Raw genomic sequence first — 18,094 nt, 5'->3', positions numbered from 1 at the left:
CCCGTGAATTCAAAAACTCCCCTCCAGACCGTACTCGAAAACGCCGCTGCCGCATGGCTGCGCCAGTCATGGCGTGCGTCCCTGCTGGCCGCGCTGTGCTGTGCTGCGCCTTCTGCGCTGGCGCAAACCTATACCTCCGCGCCAGCGGCGCCGGCCGCCAGCGCGGCGGCCAAGCCGGCAAGCAGCTGGACGCCGCTGGCCGTGCCGCCGGCGCCGAACCTGCCGAACCTGGGCGACACGTCGCGCGAAGACCTGTCGCCGGCGATGGAGCGCAAGATCGGCGAGGAAATCATGCGCGGCATCCGCGGCGACCGCGACTACCTCGATGACGCGCCCTTGCTCGAATACCTGAATACCTTCGGCAACGCCCTCGTGGCGGCGCGTCCCAGCGTGCGCGGCGAAACGAATTACGACTATTTCTTCTTTGCCGTGCGCGATCCCCAGTTGAACGCGTTTGCCTTGCCTGGCGGCTTCATCGGCGTGCACTCGGCCCTGGTGCTGGCGGCGCAAACGGAGGCGGAACTGGCTTCCGTGCTGTCGCACGAGATCGGCCATGTGGCGCAGCGCCATATCGCGCGCATGCTGGGCCAGCAGCGCCAGGATGCCCTGATGCCGCTGGCCGCCATGCTGCTGGCGGCGCTCGCTTCGCGCGCCGGTGGCGACGTGGCCATGGGCGTGTTTGCCGCCGGCCAGGGCCTGGCCATCCAGCGCCAGCTCAATTTCGGCCGCGACGCCGAACGCGAGGCGGACCGCATCGGTTTCCAGATCATGGGCGAAGCCGGGTTCGACACCACCGGCATGGTGGCCTTCTTCGGCCGCATGCAGGCGGCCAGCCGCTCGTACAGCGACCTGATGCCTGCTTATCTGCAGACTCACCCGCTGACGACGGAACGCATCGCCGACATCCAGGCGCGCATCCGCGAGCAGCCGTACAAGCAGCGTGCGGACAGCCTGAGTTTTCACCTGGCCCGCGCCCGCGCCCGCGTGCTGCAGGATGAAAGCGTGCAAGGTTTGTTGAATGCCAAGGCCCTCTTCAAGACGCAGCTGGAACAGCAAAGCCGCTTCCAGGTGACGGCCGCCCATTACGGCTTGTCCTTTGTCGCCGTCAAGCAGGGCAAGCCGGCGGAGGCGCAAAAGGAACTCGATGCGGCCAATGCGGCACTGCACCAGCCGGCCGCGCCAAATGTGCTGACGTCGGGCGGCACGCAGGGTCCCAATTCGCTGCTGGCGGCGATGGCGCTGGAAGTGCTGTTGATGCCGGCGCAAAAGAAGGAAGTGGCGCAACAGGCACTGAAGGCGGCCGACGCTGCGCGCCAGCAGTTCCCTCTCTCGCGCGGCATTGCCCACCAGTATGCGGAAGCGTTGATGGCTGCCGGCAAGCTGGAGCAATCGACCCTGTATTTGCGCGAACAGGTGCAGCTGTACAAGGAAGAGCCGGAACTCTACGATTTACTGGCGAAAGCTTATGCGGACCAGGGCAAGATGACCTTGCAGCACATGGCGCTGGCCGAATCGTACGTCTTGCAGGGCGCTACCATGGCCGCGCTGGACCAGCTGACGATCGCCCGCAAATCAACGGACGCGACCTTTTATGACCAGGCCGTGATCGATGCGCGCGAACGCGAATTGCAGGAAAAGCGCCGCGAACAGATCAAGGATCAGAAGGGTTAGTCCTGATCGGCTTGCGGCACCGGCTGGAAGTCGAAGGTTTGCGGCACGGCATCGTAGCGCAGCGGCTGCACGGCAATGTGCTTGCCTGCGTGCAATAGGGTCAAGCTGCCCTGGTGCAATTCCAGCCAGTCCAGCAAGTCGTCGTTGCTGGCCACTTGGCCATCGACATGTAGCGCATCGAGCACCTGCGACAGGTCGCGGTCGTCGACCTGCGCCACGATATCGCCATGGCGCAAGATCAGCATGCCGTCGTCGCACCAATACACTTGCTCGATCTGTTCCAGCGGCGCGCCCGTCTGCAAGACAAAACCGTGCTGCGGATCGCTGCGGGCGATATACGGCGTCGCCTCCAGATTCACATACACGCGCTGCGGGCCGTTCTGGAAAAACCAGCAACCGCGTTCATCCTGCGCATAATTGCGGTTGATGAAATTCAACAGGGCGGCGTGGGCGATCTTGTCGCCGGGCAGTTGCTGTTGCTGCGCCTGCTGGTCGCGCATGCGCCAGTGGCCGCGCGCGTCCAGGCCCAGCCAGCCGTAGCAGTGCGGTACGTTCGGCCATTTGGCCAGGGCTTGCTTGACGAGTTCATCCATGTGTAGCGTTTTCCGTGTGAGTGGGCGCACCGCCAGCGTGCCAGCTTTGCGACACAGACGGCGCCATGTTGCCGTTTTCAAAAAAGGAGAGCAGCCGTTGCGGCAGCCAGCGTGTGCTACCCGGCAACTTGCCGGCGGCAAAGCCGACGTGGCCGCCGTGGCGCGGATACTCGAGTGTGACGTTCGGCGCGGCGCTGCGCGGCAGGAAGCGTCCGGGCAGGAAAGGATCATTTTGCGCATTCAGTACCAGGGTCGGCACGGTGATATCGTGCAAGACGTGCTTGGCGCTGGCGCGGTGCCAGTAATCGTCGGCGTCGCGGTAGCCGTGCAGGGGGGCCGTGACGACATTGTCGAAGGCGTGCAAGTCGCGCGCGGCCAGCATGGCGTCACGCGCGAACAGGCCGGGGAACTGTTCCAGCTTGGTCAGGCATTTCGGTTTCAAGGTGTTCAGGAACATGCGCGTGTAGAGCCGGTTGGCGCCCGAAGACAGGGCCTTACCCCCTTGCGCCAGGTCCAGCGGGGCCGATACGGCCGCGGCCGCATCGATGAAATCGGCCTGGTGCTGCGACTGGCCCAGCCAGCACAGCAGGGCGTTGCCGCCCAGCGAGACGCCGGCCGCGTAAAATTTACCGGTGGCGCGCGGGCGCAGGCGCTGCACGATCCAGTCCACTTCCTGCGCATCGCCAGAATGGTAGAAACGCGGGGCCAGGTTGGCTTCGCCCGAGCAGCCGCGAAAATGCGGCACGGCGCCGGACCAGCCGCGCGCGGCCACCTCGGCCATCAGCGCGCGCGCGTAATGGCTGTTCGACGAGCCTTCCAGGCCGTGGAACAGCACCACGAAGGGCTGGCCCGGCTGGCCGTCGACCAGGTCGACGTCGACGAAGTCGCCATCGGGCGCTTGCCAGCGTTCGCGGCGGAAGGCCACGGCCGGCTTGGCAAGGCACACGGCCGGATAAATCGTTTGCGCGTGGCCGCCAGGCAGCCACAGCGGGGCGGTATAGAAAAGAGACAAAGCCATCAGTGCAGGATCTGTGTCCCCGCGGCATCGGCCGGTGCGCCGCCGGGGGCGATGGAGGCGTGATGCAAGACGATGCGCCAGCCGCGCGGCGTTTTTACATACACGTTCGTGGCCAGCAGGTGCGCCGGACCGCCTTCTTCCTGGGTCACGCCTTCGATGACCGTGTGCACCGAGCTCATCAGATTGTGCGTTTCATGCAGCTGCGCCGGCACGATATGCAGGCCGCCGCCGGCCAGGATGGTTTCCCACGAGGCGCGGATGGCGGCGTGGCCGATCAGGCGCGCGCCGCCCGGGTGGATGCAGACGATCTCTTCATCGTCGGCCCATAGCGCCATCAGCGCTTCGAGGTCGGCGCGGTGCAAGGCATCGTAGAACGCCGCTTCGACTTCGGCGGCGCTGCCATTGAGTTCTTTCAGACGTTTCATGACGACTCCGGCTTGATCGGTATAGCTCAGTGTGCAAATGAAAACGGCGCGCTGGGGGCGCGCCGCTGGGCAGTTTAATGGTGGCCGGCGCTGGCGCCTTCCTTCAGGGTGTAGGCCGTGCCGCAGTAAGGGCACTTGGCGATACCGTCCTTGTTGAATTCCAGGAACACACGCGGATGCGACGACCACAATGGCATGGCCGGGTTAGGGCAGTGGGCTGGCAAGTCTTTACTGTCGAGTTCGACCGCTGGCTGGGTGGTTTTTGTCATCTTGTCATGCTCCGTGAGGCTGTATGGAAGGAAGTCGGCTGCTGCCAAAAGCACGATTTTAACGGATTCAGGCAGACAGCAAAAATCATGGCTAAAATGTCGGCTCGATCATCTTCGGCTGCGGCGCGGGTTTTTGCGGAAATATGGCAGCTGCAGCGCCACACTGACTGGATTTGCCTTGCCGGTATTACCGTTGCGCCCATGCGCCCCGCGCACCATTGTTGTGCAGTTACCACACTACCTCGGCCGGAGCGCCGCGTGAACGCCGTCCCGGCCGCCAAGGACGACGCCCTGCTGAAAGACGCCTGGCGCGCCGGCCTGAACCTGGGTGCGCCCACCCTGCTGGGCATCGCCGCCTGGGGCATGGTGGTGGGCGTGGCCATGGTGAAAAGCGGCCTGACTGTCGCGCAGGCGGGGGCCATGACCCTGTTTGTCTTCGCCGGCTCGGCCCAGCTCGCATCCTTGCCCCTGCTGGCCGCGCAGGCGCCCGTGTGGGTGATCTTCGCCACGGCCCTCGTCGTCAATTTGCGTTTTGTCATCTTTTCCGTGCTGCTGGCCCCGCATTTTTCCCATTTGCCGTGGCGCCAGCGCTTTGCGCTCGGCTATGTGGCGGGCGACATCACGGTGGGCCTGTTCCTGCAGCGCTATCCCCATGAAACGCCGGACCCGGCCAAGCTGCCCTTCCTGAAAGGCTTGATTTACCCCAACTGGCTGGCCTGGCAAATCGGTTCCTTCATCGGCATCGTGCTGGGCGCCGTCGTGCCGGCCGAATGGGGGCTGGGTTTTGCGGGCACCCTGGCGATCCTGTGCGTGACGGTGCCGCTGATCCTCAGCCGCGCCGCCCTGTGCGGCGTGCTGGTGGCGGGCGCGGTGGCCGTGCTGGCCTTCAGCCTGCCGTACAAGCTGGGCTTGCTGGTGGCCGTCGTGGTGGGCATGGTCAGCGCCATGGCCGTGGAAGAATTGACCGAAAAATGGACAAAACGCCATGATTGACGGCATCGACCTGGGCGGAAGCGACGTGTGGATCGCCATCGCCGTGCTGGTGGTGGCCACGGCCGCCACGCGCAGCACCTTTTGGCTGATCGGCCACCACATCACCATTCCGCGCCGCGTGGGCGAGATGCTGCGCTATGCGCCGGCCTGCGCGCTGGCGGCCATCATCGCGCCTGACCTGCTGATGGAGGGGCAGCAAGTGCACTTGGAATTGTCGAATTTGAAACTCTTGTCGGGGATTGCCGCCACGCTCTTTTTCGTGATCCGCCGCAATATGCTGCAAACCATCGTCTTCGGCATGCTGGTTTTCACGGGCTTGCGACTGTTGCACGTTTTTTAGTAAAGCAGGACAAATCGGGGATTTGCTCTGGTCATTGCGGTAAAATAGCGCACTTCCTTCCACTCGTCATCTGGATCGCCATGTCAGCTGTTCTCAACTTCATCCGTCTGCAAGATTTGATCGCCCAAAATGCACTGCAAGGCAAGCGCGTGTTTATCCGCGCCGACCTGAATGTCCCGCAAGATGACAGTGGCAAGATCACCGAAGATACGCGCATCCGCGCCTCGGTGCCGGCCATCCGCGCCGCCCTCGACGCTGGCGCCTTTGTTATGGTGACGTCGCACCTGGGCCGTCCGACGGAAGGCGAGTTCAAGCCTGCCGACAGCTTGGCGCCCGTGGCCGCCCGCCTGTCCGAGCTGCTGGGCCAGGAAGTTGCACTAAAACAAAATTGGGTCGATGGCGCCGGCCTGGAATCGCTGGCTGCCGGTCAGGTCGTCCTGCTGGAAAACGTGCGGGTCAACAAGGGCGAAAAGAAAAACAGCGATGAGCTGGCGCAGAAAATGGCCAAGCTGTGCGATATCTACGTCAATGACGCGTTCGGCACAGCCCACCGCGCGGAAGCGTCCACGCACGGCATCGCCAAGTTCGCTCCCGTCGCCTGCGCCGGCCCGCTGCTGGCCGCCGAACTCGATGCACTGGGGAAAGCCTTGCACGCCCCAGCCCGCCCACTGCTGGCAATCGTTGCCGGTTCGAAAGTATCGAGCAAGCTGACCATTTTGAAAGCCCTGTCCGACAAGGTCGATAACTTGATCGTCGGCGGCGGCATCGCCAACACCTTCATGAAGGCCGTTGGCTTGAACGTCGGCAAGTCGCTGGTGGAAGCGGAACTCGTCGAGGAAGCCAAGGCCATCATCGAGATCATGGCCAAGCGCGGCGCGCAAGTGCCGATTCCCGTCGACGTCGTGTGCGCCAAGGAGTTTTCGCCGACGGCCGTTGCCACCGTCAAGGACGTGGCCGATGTGGCGGACGACGACATGATCCTCGATATCGGCCCGAAAACGGCGGCCCTGCTGGCGCAGCAGATCGCCGCCGCCGGCACCATCGTGTGGAACGGTCCGGTTGGCGTGTTCGAATTCGACCAGTTCGGCAACGGCACCAAGACTCTGGCCCTGGCCATTGCCGAGTCGAAAGCTTTCTCGATTGCCGGCGGTGGCGACACCCTGGCGGCGATTGCCAAATACGACATTACCGATAAAATCAGCTATATCTCGACCGGCGGCGGCGCTTTCCTGGAGTTCCTGGAAGGCAAGACTTTGCCGGCCGTCGAAATCCTGATGCAGCGCGCCGCTTGAGGCGCTGCCGTTAGCAGTTCAGTACCAAGCGCAGCCTGACCGCTGCGCTTTTACCTTGCCGGGCGGTTCAGCCGCCAGGTCTTGCTCACCTTCGCTCGCGCACAAGGACTCCTATGCCACGCGGTACAAAAATCGTAGCAACAATCGGCCCCGCTTCCACTGACTTCGATATTCTGGTCAAAATGATACGCGCGGGCGTCGACGTGGTGCGCTTGAATTTTTCCCACGGCAAGGCGCAAGACCATATCGACCGCGCGGCGCTGGTGCGCCTGGCGGCGGCCGAGTGCGGACGCGAAGTGGCCATCATGGCCGACATGCAAGGGCCGAAGATTCGCGTCGGCAAGTTTGAAAACACCCGTATCCAGCTCGAGGCGGGCGAGCGCTTCATCCTCGACGCCAAGTGGGGCGAAAACGGCGAACTGGGCAACCAGGAAAGAGTCGGCCTCGACTACAAGGCCTTGCCGCGCGATTTGCACAAGGGCGACGTACTGCTGCTCAATGACGGCCTGATCGTGCTGATCGTCGAGCGCATCCACGGCAGCGAAATCCACACCACCGTCAAGATCGGCGGCGAGTTGTCGAACAACAAGGGCATCAACCGCCAGGGCGGCGGCTTGTCGGCGCCCGCGCTGACGGCCAAGGATATGGAAGATATCAAGACGGCCATGAGTTTCCAGGCCGACTATCTGGCCATTTCCTTCCCGAAATGCGCGACCGACATGGAAATGGCACGCCAGCTGGCCAATATCGCCGGTGAACCGTACCACCACAAGCCGATGATGATTGCCAAGATCGAGCGCGCGGAAGCCATTCCTGCCCTGCAGGAAATTCTCGACGCTTCCGACGGCATCATGGTGGCCCGTGGCGACCTGGCCGTCGAAGTGGGCAATGCGGCCGTGCCGGCCTTGCAGAAGCGCATGATCAAGATGGCGCGCGCGTCGAACAAATTAGCCATTACTGCCACACAGATGATGGAATCGATGATCGTCAACGCCGTGCCGACCCGCGCGGAAGTGTCCGACGTGGCCAATGCCGTGCTCGACGGCACGGACGCCGTCATGACATCGGCCGAAACGGCCTCGGGCAAGTACCCGATCGAGACGGTGGAAATGATGGCCGCCATCTGCGTCGAAGCGGAACAGTCCGAATACAACAAGCTCGACGCCGATTTCCTCAACGTCACGTTTACCCGCATCGACCAGTCGATCGCCTACGGCGCGCTGTTCACGGCCCATCACCTGCGCGTGAAAGCCATCGTGGCGCTGACGGAATCCGGTTCCACCGCCTTGTGGATGAGCCGCCACAGTATCGACACGCCGATCTACGCGCTCACGCCCAGCGTGACGACTTTGCGCAAAGCCGCGCTGTACCGCAATGTTCGGGCGTATCATCTGATGCAGAACGCCCCCAGCGCGCAAGTGCTGAAGCAGGCGGAAGAGCTGCTGGTGGCGCAAGGCATCGTCCGCAAGGGCGACATGATCGTCGTCACCTGGGGCGAGCCGATGGGCCAGGTGGGCGGCACGAATGCATTGAAGATCGTCACAGTGGGTGAATTTGAATAAGGCCCAAGAATTCAGGCGCCGCCGCGGTCATTGACCGCGAAGCGCCGCAACGGTTTCTATTGTTATCTGGAGTATTACCATGTCTCTCGTATCCATGCGTCAACTGCTGGACCATGCCGCCGAAAACGGTTATGGCATTCCTGCTTTCAACGTCAACAACCTGGAGCAAGTGCAAGCCATCATGGCCGCCGCCGATGCGCTGAACTCGCCGGTGATCATGCAGGCGTCCGCTGGCGCGCGCAAGTACGCCGGTGAAGCGTTCCTGCGCCACCTGATCGACGCGGCCGTCGAAGCGTATCCGCACATTCCCGTCGTCATGCACCAGGATCACGGCCAGTCGCCGGCCGTCTGCATGGCCGCCATCCGCTCGGGTTTTACTTCCGTGATGATGGACGGTTCGCTGGAAGCGGACGGCAAGTCGGTCGCCTCCTACGACTACAACGTGGAAGTGTCGCGTGAAGTGGTGAAATTCTCGCACGCCATCGGCGTGACGGTGGAAGCGGAACTGGGCGTGCTCGGTTCGCTGGAAACCATGAAGGGCGACAAGGAAGACGGCCACGGCGCGGACGGCACCATGACCCGCGAGCAACTGTTGACGGACGTGGCGCAAGCGGCCGACTTCGTGCAGCGCACTCAGTGCGACGCCCTGGCGATCGCCATCGGCACCTCGCACGGCGCCTACAAATTCACGCGCAAGCCGACGGGCGACATCCTGGCCATCGACCGCATCAAGGAAATCCACGCGCGCATCCCGAACACCCACTTGGTGATGCACGGTTCTTCGTCGGTGCCGCAGGAATTGCTGGCCATCATCCGCGAATTCGGCGGCGACATGAAGGAAACCTACGGCGTGCCAGTCGAGGAAATCCAGGAAGGCATCCGTCACGGCGTGCGCAAGATTAACATCGACACCGACATCCGCCTGGCGATGACGGCTGCCGTGCGCAAGTACCTGTTCGAGAACCCGTCGAAATTCGACCCGCGCGACTTCCTGAAGCCAGCCCGCACCGCCGCCGAGCAAATCGTGCGCGCGCGCATGCAGGCTTTCGGCTGCGAAGGCCAGGCGTCGAAAATCAAGGTCATCACGATGGAAAAAATGGCCGAGCGCTACAAGGCCGGCGAGCTGTCGCAAATTGTGAAGTAAAATTCTGTCTGGAACGGGCCGGAAGCAATGCTCCGTGCCCGATTTTCTCGACCGGCGGGCACCCCCTGCCTGCCGGTTTCGTTTCATCCAACTATTCCCCCGCTATGAACAGCCTCTATCAGACTTCCATCCATTCCCTGCCATTGCTGGGCCACGGCAAGGTCCGCGACAACTACGCCGTTGGCGACGACAAGATTTTGATCGTCACCACGGACCGCCTGTCGGCCTTCGATGTCGTCATGAACGAGCCTATCCCCGGCAAGGGCAAGGTTCTCAACCAGATGAGCGACTTCTGGTTCGAGAAACTGGGCCATATCGTGCCGAACCACCTGACCGGCGTGGCGCCGGAATCCGTCGTGGCAGCTGAGGAAGTGGAGCAAGTGCAAGGCCGCGCCGTCGTGGCCAAGCGCTTGAAACCGATCATGGTCGAGGCAGTCGTGCGCGGCTACATCATTGGTTCGGGCTGGAAAGATTACCAGGACACGGGCAGCATCTGCGGCATCGCGCTGCCAGCGGGCCTGCAACAGGCGGAAAAATTGCCGCAACCGATTTTCACGCCGGCCGCCAAGGCCGAGCTGGGCGAGCATGACGAAAACATCAGCTTTGCTGAAATGGAAGAGCGCATCGGTGCCGACCTGGCCGCCAAGATGCGCGACGTGGCCATTCAACTCTACAAGACGGCCGCCGAATACGCGGCCACGCGCGGCATCATCATCGCCGACACCAAGTTCGAATTCGGCCTGGACGACAATGGCGTCATGCATTTGATGGATGAAGTGCTGACGGCCGACTCGTCGCGCTTCTGGCCTGCGGATTCGTATCAGCCTGGCATTTCGCCGCCATCGTTCGACAAGCAATTCGTGCGCGACTACCTGGAAACCCTGACCTGGGGCAAGACCGCACCGGCGCCTGCGCTGCCGGCCGACGTCATCGAAAAAACCCAGGCCAAGTATTTTGAAGCCATCGAACGCCTGACGGGCGAGAAGCTGAAGGCCTGAGATGACTGAGCAAAACAAGCCGCTGGTCGGCGTCATCATGGGTTCGTCCTCGGACTGGGACGTGATGCAGAACGCGGTTGCCATGCTGAAACAGTTTGGCGTGCCGTACGAAGCGCAAGTCATTTCCGCGCACCGCATGCCTGACGAGATGTATGCGTACGCGAAAAGCGCGCGCGCGCGCGGCTTGCGCGCCATCATCGCCGGCGCCGGCGGCGCGGCCCACCTGCCTGGCATGGTGGCGGCGATGACCATCGTGCCCGTGCTGGGCGTGCCCGTGCCGTCGAAATACTTGCGCGGCGAAGATTCCATGCTGTCCATCCTGCAAATGCCCAAGGGCGTGCCGGTGGCCACCTTCGCCATCGGCGAAGCGGGCGCGGCGAATGCGGCGTTGACGGCGGTGGCGATGCTGGCCGCCAATGACGATGCCCTGGCCGAGCGCCTGGAAGCCTTCCGTGCCACGCAAACGGCCGCCGCCAAGGCCATGGTCTTGCCTGAATAATGTGTTTGAAAAATAATGAATAGTAAATCGACTTCCCCATTGCTGCCTGCCGCCCATCCATCGGCGTGGCTGGGCGTGATGGGCGGCGGCCAGCTCGGCCGCATGTTTGCCCAGGCCGCCCAGAGCATGGGTTATCAGGTTGCAGTTCTTGAACCTGTGCTGGAACCGGCCGCCACTTGCCCTGCGGGGCAGGTGGCGCAGCGCCTCATCAATGCCGGCTATGACGATGTCGCCGGCCTCGACGCCCTGGCGGCGCAATGCCTGGCCGTCACCACGGAATTCGAGAACGTCCCGGCCGACAGCCTGTCGCGCCTGGCCGAACGCGTGTTCGTGGCGCCCAACGCCCATGGCGTGTCGGTGGCGCAGGACCGCATCGCGGAAAAGCGTTTTTTTGTCGGCTGTGCGGCCAAATCGGGCGTGCTGCCGGCGCCGCACATGGTGATCGCCACGCAGCTTGACATCGACGCCATCAGCGACGACTTGCTGCCGGGTATCTTGAAAACCGTGCGCATGGGCTATGACGGCAAGGGCCAGTTCCGCGTGCGCACGCGCGACGATGTGCGCGCCGCGTTCGCGGAAATGGGCGAAGTAACTTGCCTGTTGGAAAAGATGCTGCCGCTGGCGTATGAAGTGTCCGTCCTGACGGCGCGCGGCGTGGACGGTGAATCGGTCGTCTATCCGATCGCCGAAAATGTGCACCGCGACGGCGTGCTGTTTACCACCACCGTGCCGGGTCCGAACGTGTCGGATGACTGCGCTGCCAAGGCGCAGCGGGCGGCGCAAGCCATGGTGGCCGAACTCGGCTATGTCGGCGTGCTGTGCATCGAATTTTTCGTGCTGGAAGATGGCAGCCTGGTGGTCAATGAAATGGCGCCGCGTCCGCACAACAGCGGCCACTATACGATGGATGCCTGCGTCACCAGCCAGTTCGCGCAGCAGGTGCGGGCCATGGCGCGTCTGCCGCTGGGCGACGTGCGCCAGCATTCGCCGGCCGTGATGCTCAACATCCTCGGCGACGCCTGGTTTGCCGGCGACAGCGATGCTGCCTGCGAACCGGCGTGGGACCAGGTGCTGGCGCTGCCGGGCGCCTGCCTGCATCTGTATGGCAAGGATGATCCGCGCCGTGGCCGCAAGATGGGCCACCTGACTTTCATCGCCGCCACCTTGCCGCAGGCGCAGCAGCGCCTGCGCGACGCTTGCCTGATTTTGGGAATCGCACCGTGAGCGTGCCCGCGCAAGACTTGGCAGCGGCGGCGGCCGTGCTGGAGGCGGGCGGCCTCGTCGCTTTCCCGACGGAAACCGTGTATGGCTTGGGCGCCGATGCGGAAAACCCGGCCGCCGTGGCGCGCATCTATGAAGCCAAGGGCCGTCCTTCGGACCACCCCGTGATCGTGCACGTGGCACCCGGCGCCGACCTGGCACACTGGTCCGATGATATCCCGCCCGAAGCGCAGCAACTGGTGGCCGCCTTCTGGCCCGGTCCGCTGACCCTGATCGTCAAGCGCGCCGCGCATATTCCCGACGCCGTCTCCGGCGGCCAGGATACGGTGGGCTTGCGCTGCCCGTCGCACCCGGTGGCTATCGCATTGCTACGCACTTTCAAGGGTGGCAAGGGCGGCCTGGCGGCGCCGTCGGCGAACAAGTTCGGCAACGTCAGCCCGACCACGGCGCAGCATGTGCGCGATGAATTCGCGGCGGAACTCGCCAGTGGCTTGCTGGGCCAGGTTCTCGATGGCGGGCAGAGCGACGTGGGCATCGAGTCGACCATCGTCGACCTGTCGCGCCTGGCCACACACGGTCCCGTGCTGTTGCGTCCCGGCCATATCAGCAGCGAACAGATCGCCGCCGTCATCGGCCGCGCACCGGCAGTGGCGGACGCTGCCGCGCCGCGCGCCTCGGGCACCCTGGAATCGCACTACGCGCCGCACACGCCTGTTGCGATGCAGCACAGCGACGACGTGAGCGCTACCCTGAACCGCCTGCTCAATGACGGGCGCCGCGTGGCCCTGATCCACTACTCGGATCTGCCGCCGGCCAGCGCCAGCGTGCGCCTGGCCGCGACGCCGGAAAATTACGCACATGCGCTGTATGCCTCGCTGCGCACGATGGACCAGGTCGGCGCCGAGCTGATACTCGTCGAAGCCCCACCCACCGGCCCCGCGTGGCTGGGCGTCAACGACCGTTTGCGGCGCGCCGCATTCGGCTCAAGTGGTATCTTGCAGCAATTCCTGTCCGTCTGAAAAAAGCCCCGCAAGGGGCTTTTTCTTGATGCAGCGCAATAGCGATGCTTGCCACGAAACATAGTAAATCCGCCATAATCCATCTGATCGCCCGGCCATGACAGGGCGCCGGCGGTGTTGTTATTTCGTTGATTTTTAAAACATATTTTCTATACAAGCCTGAGGAACGATGGCATATTAGTTGGGTAGCGAATAGCACGCCCGTTCGTTTAGAAACCAGAAAAAAGACCGAGGAGACAAAATGCATCAAACAAAATTCGCGCTGGCCGTGCTGGCTGCGGCTGTCCTGGCAGGTTGCGGTGGCGCCAGTGGCGGTGATCAAACCTTGAAAGTCAAATACACGGCGCAGGTGTCGTTCGGCGACAGCCTGTCCGATGTCGGTTCGTATGCCGTCGCCGGCGTGGCGGCGAGCGGTGGCGGCAAATTCACCATCAATGGCGACAATACCAAGATCAATCCTGAACTGACGGGCAAGAACTGGACCGAGCACCTGGCCGCGCAATTCGGCTTGCCGGCGCCATGCGCCGCCGAAACGGGCCTGGAAGGCAGCGTACCGAGCCTGCAGGCTCCGCGCGTCAAGCATGCCGGCTGCTTCGGCTACGCCATGGGCGGTTCGCGCGTCACCAAGCCCGTTGGTCCGAACAACAAGCTGGCGGGCGGTGCGCTGGGCGCCCTGACCGTGCCCGTGGTGACGCAAATCGCGAACCATCTGGCTGTTTCCGGCGGCAAGTTCAGCGGCACGGAAGTTGTTTTCGTGATGGCCGGCGGTAACGACGTGCTGTTCCTGCTGGGGCAATTGCAAGCGGGCGCGACGGACGCCGGCAAGAAGGCTGGTGCGGATGCGGGAGCGAAAGCCTTTGCCTCCAACCTGATCACCGCCCTGGTGGCCAACTCGACCAATCCCGTCACGGCGGCGCAAGCCATCGGTGCGGCGGTAGCAACCGCCAGTGCGGCGCCTGGCGCGACATCGACATCGATTGTGCAGGCCGCCGTCTTCGCTGCAGCCAACCAGCCGGGCAATGCCGCCGTCGGTTCGCCCACCGTGTATGGCCCGCTGGTCGCCAAGGCGCAAGCCGATGCGACTGTGACGGGCAATGCTGCCGGCGCCAAAGCCGGTGCCGAATACGCTGCGGCCCAGGGGCCGTTGCTGGTTGCCGAGATGAAAAAAGCTGGTATCGAACTGGTGGCGCAGGTCAAGGACCAGATCATTGCCAAGGGCGCCAACAATGTGGTGGTCAACAACCTGCCGGACGTGGCCGGTACACCATCGGGCTTGAGCAAGGATGCCAATACCAAGGCGCTCATCAATGCCATGGTCAGCGCCTTCAACGGCGAGCTGAGTGCCGGCTTGAACGGCAATGCGAAAGTCTTGCTGGTCGACGTGTATGCCGTCAGCCATGACCAGGGCGTCAATCCTGCCCCGTATGGCTTGACCAACGTCAGCGAGACGGCGTGCGACCTGTCGCCAGCGAAAAATTCCCTGGGCAGCTCGCTGGTCTGCAATGGCACCAACCTGAAAGCGGGCGACGTCAGCCACTACTCGTATGCCGACGATGTGCATCCTACGCCGTTCAACAACCTGTTGCTGGCCCGTTACGTGGCCAAGGACATGGTCGTGCGGGGCTGGCTGTAAGGGATGGCCGCGCCAGCTACGTCTACGGGACGTGGCTGGCGCTGGCAGCGACAAGTTTGGATAGCCCGGCTATCCGCACATAATGATCAGGAGACAAGATGAAGAATCGTTTGAATACCGCTGTACGCGTGCTGGCCGCGGCTGCCGCGATGGCCATGGCGACGGGCGCTTCGGCGCAAAGCGCAGGCACCTGGATGGTCAAAGCCGGCCTCAACAAGATCACGCCGCACGTGGACAGTGGCGACATTTCCGCGCCGGCACTGCCGGGCACGAAAGCCGACGTCAAGTCGGATACCAAGCCCATCCTGACCTTTGCCTACATGATCACGGACAATGTTTCCGCTGAAATGATCCTCGGCGTGCCGTACAAGCACGACCTGATCGGCGACGGTTCCATCAAGGGCACGGGCAAGCTGGGGACGGCGGAAGCCTTGCCGCCGACGGCTTTCATCCAGTACCGTTTCTTCCAGCCTAATGCGATGATCCGCCCCTACGTGGGCGCGGGCTTGACGTATGCCTATTTCCAGAAGGAAAAAGGTTCGGGCCAGATGACGGCCTTGCTGGATCCGGGTGGAAAACCAGTGACGTATCGCATGGACAACAAGCTGACCGGTAGCCTGGTGGTCGGCAGCACCCTGGCCTTCAACGAGCGCTGGTTTGCCGACGTGGCCGTGGTCAAGACCTACCTGAAAACCAAGGCGAAATTTTCGACGGGACAGACGCAGGACATCAAGCTCGATCCGGTTGCCGTGAGTGTCAGCATCGGATATAACTTTACGCTGTAAAACAAAAAATCCGCCTCGGCGGATTTTTTTTTGTCCCGTTCCCGCTCAGGCTGGCGGGGTATTGAACTTTCCATTGTGGAAGATCAAGGGCGGCTGCGCGGCAAACGCGCATTGTTCCACTTCGCCCACGAAAATGACGTGGTCGCCTTCCGGATAGCGGCTGCGGTTGTGGCATTCGAACCAGGCCGATGCGCCTTTCAGGATGGGCTGGCCCGTGCGCGACAGTTCGTAGTCGACGTCGTCGAAGGGATTCGGCGTGCGGCGTGAAAAGCGCGTCGCCAGTTCCGCCTGGTCGGCGCCCAGCACATTGATGACGTAATGCGAGTTGCCGCTGAAAATGGGCATGCTGTTCGCCACGGAACCGAGGCTCCACAGCACCAGCGGCGGCGACAGCGAGACGGAATTGAAGGAACTGGCCGTCAAGCCACGGAAACTGCCGTCGGCCAGGCGCGTCGTGATGACCGTCACGCCGGTGGCAAACTGTGACAGTGCCTGGCGGAAATGTGTCGTATCGAATTCTTGCGCTGGCGCGCGGGGAGAGCGTGTGTTCATGGGTGACCTGTCTATTTGCTGACATTATGCCAAAAATCGGCCGCGCCAGCGCAATTGTGGCCAGCATGCTCCTATGTGCGGTGCCTAACGCGCCGTTTCAAGCGGCGCTGCAGGCCGTTGCGCTTTACGTTACAGTGGTGAAATGATACGTCGCAGAGGCGTTGCGGGAGGGCATCATGCATCAACAGACGGAAGTGGCGGTATTCGGCGGTGGCTGTTTCTGGTGCCACGCTGCCGTGTACGCGGAAGTGCGCGGCGTGACGCGCGTCGAGGCCGGCTACACGGGCGGCAAGGTACCCGACCCCAGCTATGAACAGGTGTGCACGGGCGAGACGGGCCACGCGGAAGTGGTGCGCCTGGAATTCGATCCTGCCATCATCAGCTATCACGACTTGCTGGAAATCTTTTTTACCTTGCACGATCCCACCACCTTGAATCGCCAGGGAAATGATGTTGGCACGCAATACCGTTCCGTCATCCATTACCAGTCGGCCGCGCAGGAAAGCGTGGCGCGCAAGGTCGTGGCCGAGATGGCCGGCGTGTGGGATGCGCCCATCGTCACGCAGCTGGCGCCGGCAGCCGTCTTTTATCCGGCCGAGGAGTGCCATCAGAATTATGTCGAGCAGCATCCCTTGCAGGGCTATTGCGCCCTGGTCGTTGTGCCGAAGGTGGAGAAATTCCGCGCCATGTACGCGGGACGCCTGAAGTAAGCGCCCCGCATGCGTCCGTCTGTCAGGGCGTGAGCACGGGCGCCGGCCTTGTTTCCTGCGTATTCTCCTGCGCATACATGTAGTTGCGCGACCAGGGCAGCGTGGAAGAGCGCCGGCCCGCCTTCACGCAGACGATCTGGTACAGGCTGATCAAATCTTGCTCGAAGGCATAGGCGCAGCCGGCCAGGTAGACGTGCCAGATGCGGAAGCGCCGCTCGCCCGCCAGCGGACGGATCTGTTCGGCATGGGCTTCGAAATTCTCCGTCCACAGGGCGCAGGTGCGCGCATAGTGGCGCCGAAGGTTTTCCACATCCAGCACTTCCAGCCCGCCTTGCTGCATGGTTTTCAGGACATTGCCGATGTGCGCCAGCTCGCCGTGCGGAAACACATATTTTTCGATGAATTCCCCGCCGCCATACGGCGTTTCGCCATTCTCCGGATCGGTCGAGGTGATGCCGTGGTTCATCGCCATGCCGTCGGGCGCCAGCAGCTTGTTGATGATGGAAAAGTAGTCGGGCAAGTGTTTCAGGCCCACGTGCTCGAACATGCCCACGCTGGTGATGCGGTCGAACTGGCCCGTGACGTCGCGGTAATCCTGCAGGCGGATGTCGATCAGGTGGGCCAGGCCGGCCGCCGCCACTCTTTCGCGCGCCAGCGCGTACTGGTTTTCCGACAGGGTCACGCCCACGCAGCGGGCGCCATATTGCTGTGCGGCACGGATGACGAGCGCCCCCCAGCCGCAACCGATGTCGAGCAGGCTCTGGCCCGGCTGCAACTGGATTTTCTTCAGGATATGGTCGATCTTCTTGACTTGCGCCTGCGCCAGGGTTTCATCGCCATGTTCGAAATAGGCGCAGGAATACACGAGGGCGGGGTCGAGAAACTGTTCATAGAACGCGTTCGACACGTCGTAGTGGTAGCGGATGGCTTCCGCATCCTTGCTCTTGTCGTGCGTAAAGCTGCGCACGATGCGGGCCAGCTTGCCTTCCGGTTTCAAGGTATTGCGTGCCAGGGCATTGCAGATGGAAATCATGTCCATCGCCTTGCCCTTGACCTCGATATTGCCTTCCACATAGGCCGAGCCCAGGTTGGCCAGCGAGGGGTTCAGCAGATAGCGGGCCGAGGCGACGGTCGGCAAACGGATGGTGACGCTGGGCGTTTCGCTGGACAGGTCGACGTACTGGCCGTTCCACAATTCTATGCGTAGCGGCAAGGCGGTCTTGCTGCGGATGCTGGCGATCCAGGACTTGAGTTGATTTTGTACAAACAAAATGGCCTCCAATGCAGCGGCCGCCGTGGCAGCCGAAAATTGAGAAACAATATCATTTAGTAACTTCTATCCTCATAGCCTACACCGATATTGACCAGCC

General features: G+C 62.7%; 19 protein-coding genes. 13 read left to right on the top strand and 6 right to left on the bottom strand.

What is annotated here, in order from left to right; translation table 11 throughout:
* Positions 1–81: 81 nt before the first annotated feature.
* A complete protein-coding gene (locus KO539_RS08015; protein WP_035828300.1) occupies positions 82–1,671 on the top strand; it encodes a M48 family metalloprotease in 1,590 nt (529 codons plus the stop codon).
* Here the strand turns inward: KO539_RS08015 and KO539_RS08010 are convergent.
* The 4 genes from KO539_RS08010 to KO539_RS07995 all read right to left on the bottom strand — a co-directional run bounded on the left by KO539_RS08010 (position 1,668) and on the right by KO539_RS07995 (position 3,976).
* Positions 1,668–2,264: a DUF2946 family protein gene (locus tag KO539_RS08010; RefSeq protein WP_035822509.1), complete on the bottom strand. Its 597-nt coding sequence runs from the start codon at positions 2,262–2,264 to the stop codon at positions 1,668–1,670. The genes KO539_RS08015 and KO539_RS08010 overlap by 4 nt on opposite strands.
* On the bottom strand, positions 2,257–3,282 hold the full coding sequence (locus KO539_RS08005; protein WP_219308287.1) for a YheT family hydrolase: 1,026 nt from the start codon (positions 3,280–3,282) through the stop codon (positions 2,257–2,259). Before KO539_RS08005 ends, KO539_RS08010 begins: the two co-directional genes overlap by 8 nt.
* Positions 3,282–3,707, bottom strand: a complete 426-nt coding sequence (locus KO539_RS08000; RefSeq protein ID WP_034746103.1) for a nuclear transport factor 2 family protein — start codon at positions 3,705–3,707, stop codon at positions 3,282–3,284. The genes KO539_RS08005 and KO539_RS08000 overlap by 1 nt, the downstream gene beginning before the upstream one ends.
* 74 nt (positions 3,708–3,781) lie before the next feature.
* Positions 3,782–3,976, bottom strand: a complete 195-nt coding sequence (locus KO539_RS07995) for a zinc-finger domain-containing protein (protein WP_034780619.1) — start codon at positions 3,974–3,976, stop codon at positions 3,782–3,784.
* Between the two features lie 258 nt (positions 3,977–4,234).
* Between KO539_RS07995 and KO539_RS07990 the strand changes: the two genes are divergently transcribed.
* The 11 genes from KO539_RS07990 (at position 4,235) to KO539_RS07940 (ending at position 15,462) form a co-directional block, all read left to right on the top strand.
* On the top strand, positions 4,235–4,969 hold the full coding sequence (locus tag KO539_RS07990) for an AzlC family ABC transporter permease (protein ID WP_219308285.1): 735 nt from the start codon (positions 4,235–4,237) through the stop codon (positions 4,967–4,969).
* Complete coding sequence (locus KO539_RS07985) at positions 4,962–5,309, top strand: AzlD domain-containing protein (RefSeq protein ID WP_374106354.1); 348 nt, start codon at positions 4,962–4,964, stop codon at positions 5,307–5,309. The genes KO539_RS07990 and KO539_RS07985 overlap by 8 nt, the downstream gene beginning before the upstream one ends.
* A gap of 80 nt (positions 5,310–5,389) precedes the next feature.
* Complete coding sequence (locus KO539_RS07980) at positions 5,390–6,601, top strand: phosphoglycerate kinase (protein WP_219308283.1); 1,212 nt, start codon at positions 5,390–5,392, stop codon at positions 6,599–6,601.
* Positions 6,602–6,714: 113 nt separating this feature from the next.
* Positions 6,715–8,163 carry a pyruvate kinase gene (gene pyk / locus KO539_RS07975; protein WP_034780607.1) on the top strand — a complete coding sequence of 483 codons (1,449 nt, stop codon included), beginning with the start codon at positions 6,715–6,717 and terminating at the stop codon, positions 8,161–8,163.
* 79 nt (positions 8,164–8,242) lie between these two features.
* Positions 8,243–9,307, top strand: coding sequence for a class II fructose-bisphosphate aldolase (fba, locus tag KO539_RS07970; protein ID WP_035822493.1), 1,065 nt, complete (start codon positions 8,243–8,245; stop codon positions 9,305–9,307).
* A gap of 104 nt (positions 9,308–9,411) precedes the next feature.
* Positions 9,412–10,305 carry a phosphoribosylaminoimidazolesuccinocarboxamide synthase gene (locus tag KO539_RS07965; RefSeq protein ID WP_219308281.1) on the top strand — a complete coding sequence of 298 codons (894 nt, stop codon included), beginning with the start codon at positions 9,412–9,414 and terminating at the stop codon, positions 10,303–10,305.
* Between the two features lies 1 nt (position 10,306).
* Entirely contained in the window at positions 10,307–10,804 is a 498-nt protein-coding gene (purE, locus tag KO539_RS07960; protein WP_046684384.1) for a 5-(carboxyamino)imidazole ribonucleotide mutase, read from the top strand.
* Between the two features lie 15 nt (positions 10,805–10,819).
* On the top strand, positions 10,820–12,028 hold the full coding sequence (locus KO539_RS07955) for a 5-(carboxyamino)imidazole ribonucleotide synthase (protein WP_219308279.1): 1,209 nt from the start codon (positions 10,820–10,822) through the stop codon (positions 12,026–12,028).
* Positions 12,025–13,044, top strand: coding sequence for an L-threonylcarbamoyladenylate synthase (locus KO539_RS07950; protein WP_219308277.1), 1,020 nt, complete (start codon positions 12,025–12,027; stop codon positions 13,042–13,044). The genes KO539_RS07955 and KO539_RS07950 overlap by 4 nt, the downstream gene beginning before the upstream one ends.
* 241 nt (positions 13,045–13,285) lie before the next feature.
* A complete protein-coding gene (locus tag KO539_RS07945) occupies positions 13,286–14,677 on the top strand; it encodes an SGNH/GDSL hydrolase family protein (protein ID WP_219308275.1) in 1,392 nt (463 codons plus the stop codon).
* A gap of 98 nt (positions 14,678–14,775) precedes the next feature.
* Positions 14,776–15,462 (top strand): OmpW family protein, encoded by a 687-nt coding sequence (locus KO539_RS07940; RefSeq protein ID WP_219308273.1) that lies wholly within the window; start codon positions 14,776–14,778, stop codon positions 15,460–15,462.
* 45 nt (positions 15,463–15,507) lie between these two features.
* On the opposite strand, the gene KO539_RS07935 is transcribed toward KO539_RS07940, so the two are convergent.
* Entirely contained in the window at positions 15,508–16,014 is a 507-nt protein-coding gene (locus tag KO539_RS07935) for a flavin reductase family protein (protein WP_035822470.1), read from the bottom strand.
* Between the two features lie 176 nt (positions 16,015–16,190).
* On the opposite strand from KO539_RS07935, the gene msrA reads away from it, so the two are divergent.
* The gene (msrA, locus tag KO539_RS07930) at positions 16,191–16,724 is read left to right on the top strand and encodes a peptide-methionine (S)-S-oxide reductase MsrA (RefSeq protein WP_219308272.1); all 534 of its coding nucleotides are present in this window, start codon (positions 16,191–16,193) and stop codon (positions 16,722–16,724) included.
* A gap of 22 nt (positions 16,725–16,746) precedes the next feature.
* Here the strand turns inward: msrA and KO539_RS07925 are convergent, their stop codons facing one another.
* Positions 16,747–17,994 carry a cyclopropane-fatty-acyl-phospholipid synthase family protein gene (locus KO539_RS07925; protein ID WP_219308270.1) on the bottom strand — a complete coding sequence of 416 codons (1,248 nt, stop codon included), beginning with the start codon at positions 17,992–17,994 and terminating at the stop codon, positions 16,747–16,749.
* Positions 17,995–18,094: the final 100 nt, after the last annotated feature.

This window comes from Janthinobacterium sp. NKUCC06_STL (assembly GCF_019345455.1).
GTDB lineage: Bacteria > Pseudomonadota > Gammaproteobacteria > Burkholderiales > Burkholderiaceae_D > Janthinobacterium > Janthinobacterium rivuli.
The sequence above is the reverse complement of the archived record's forward strand: the minus strand, read 5'-3'. Positions and strand labels throughout refer to the sequence as shown.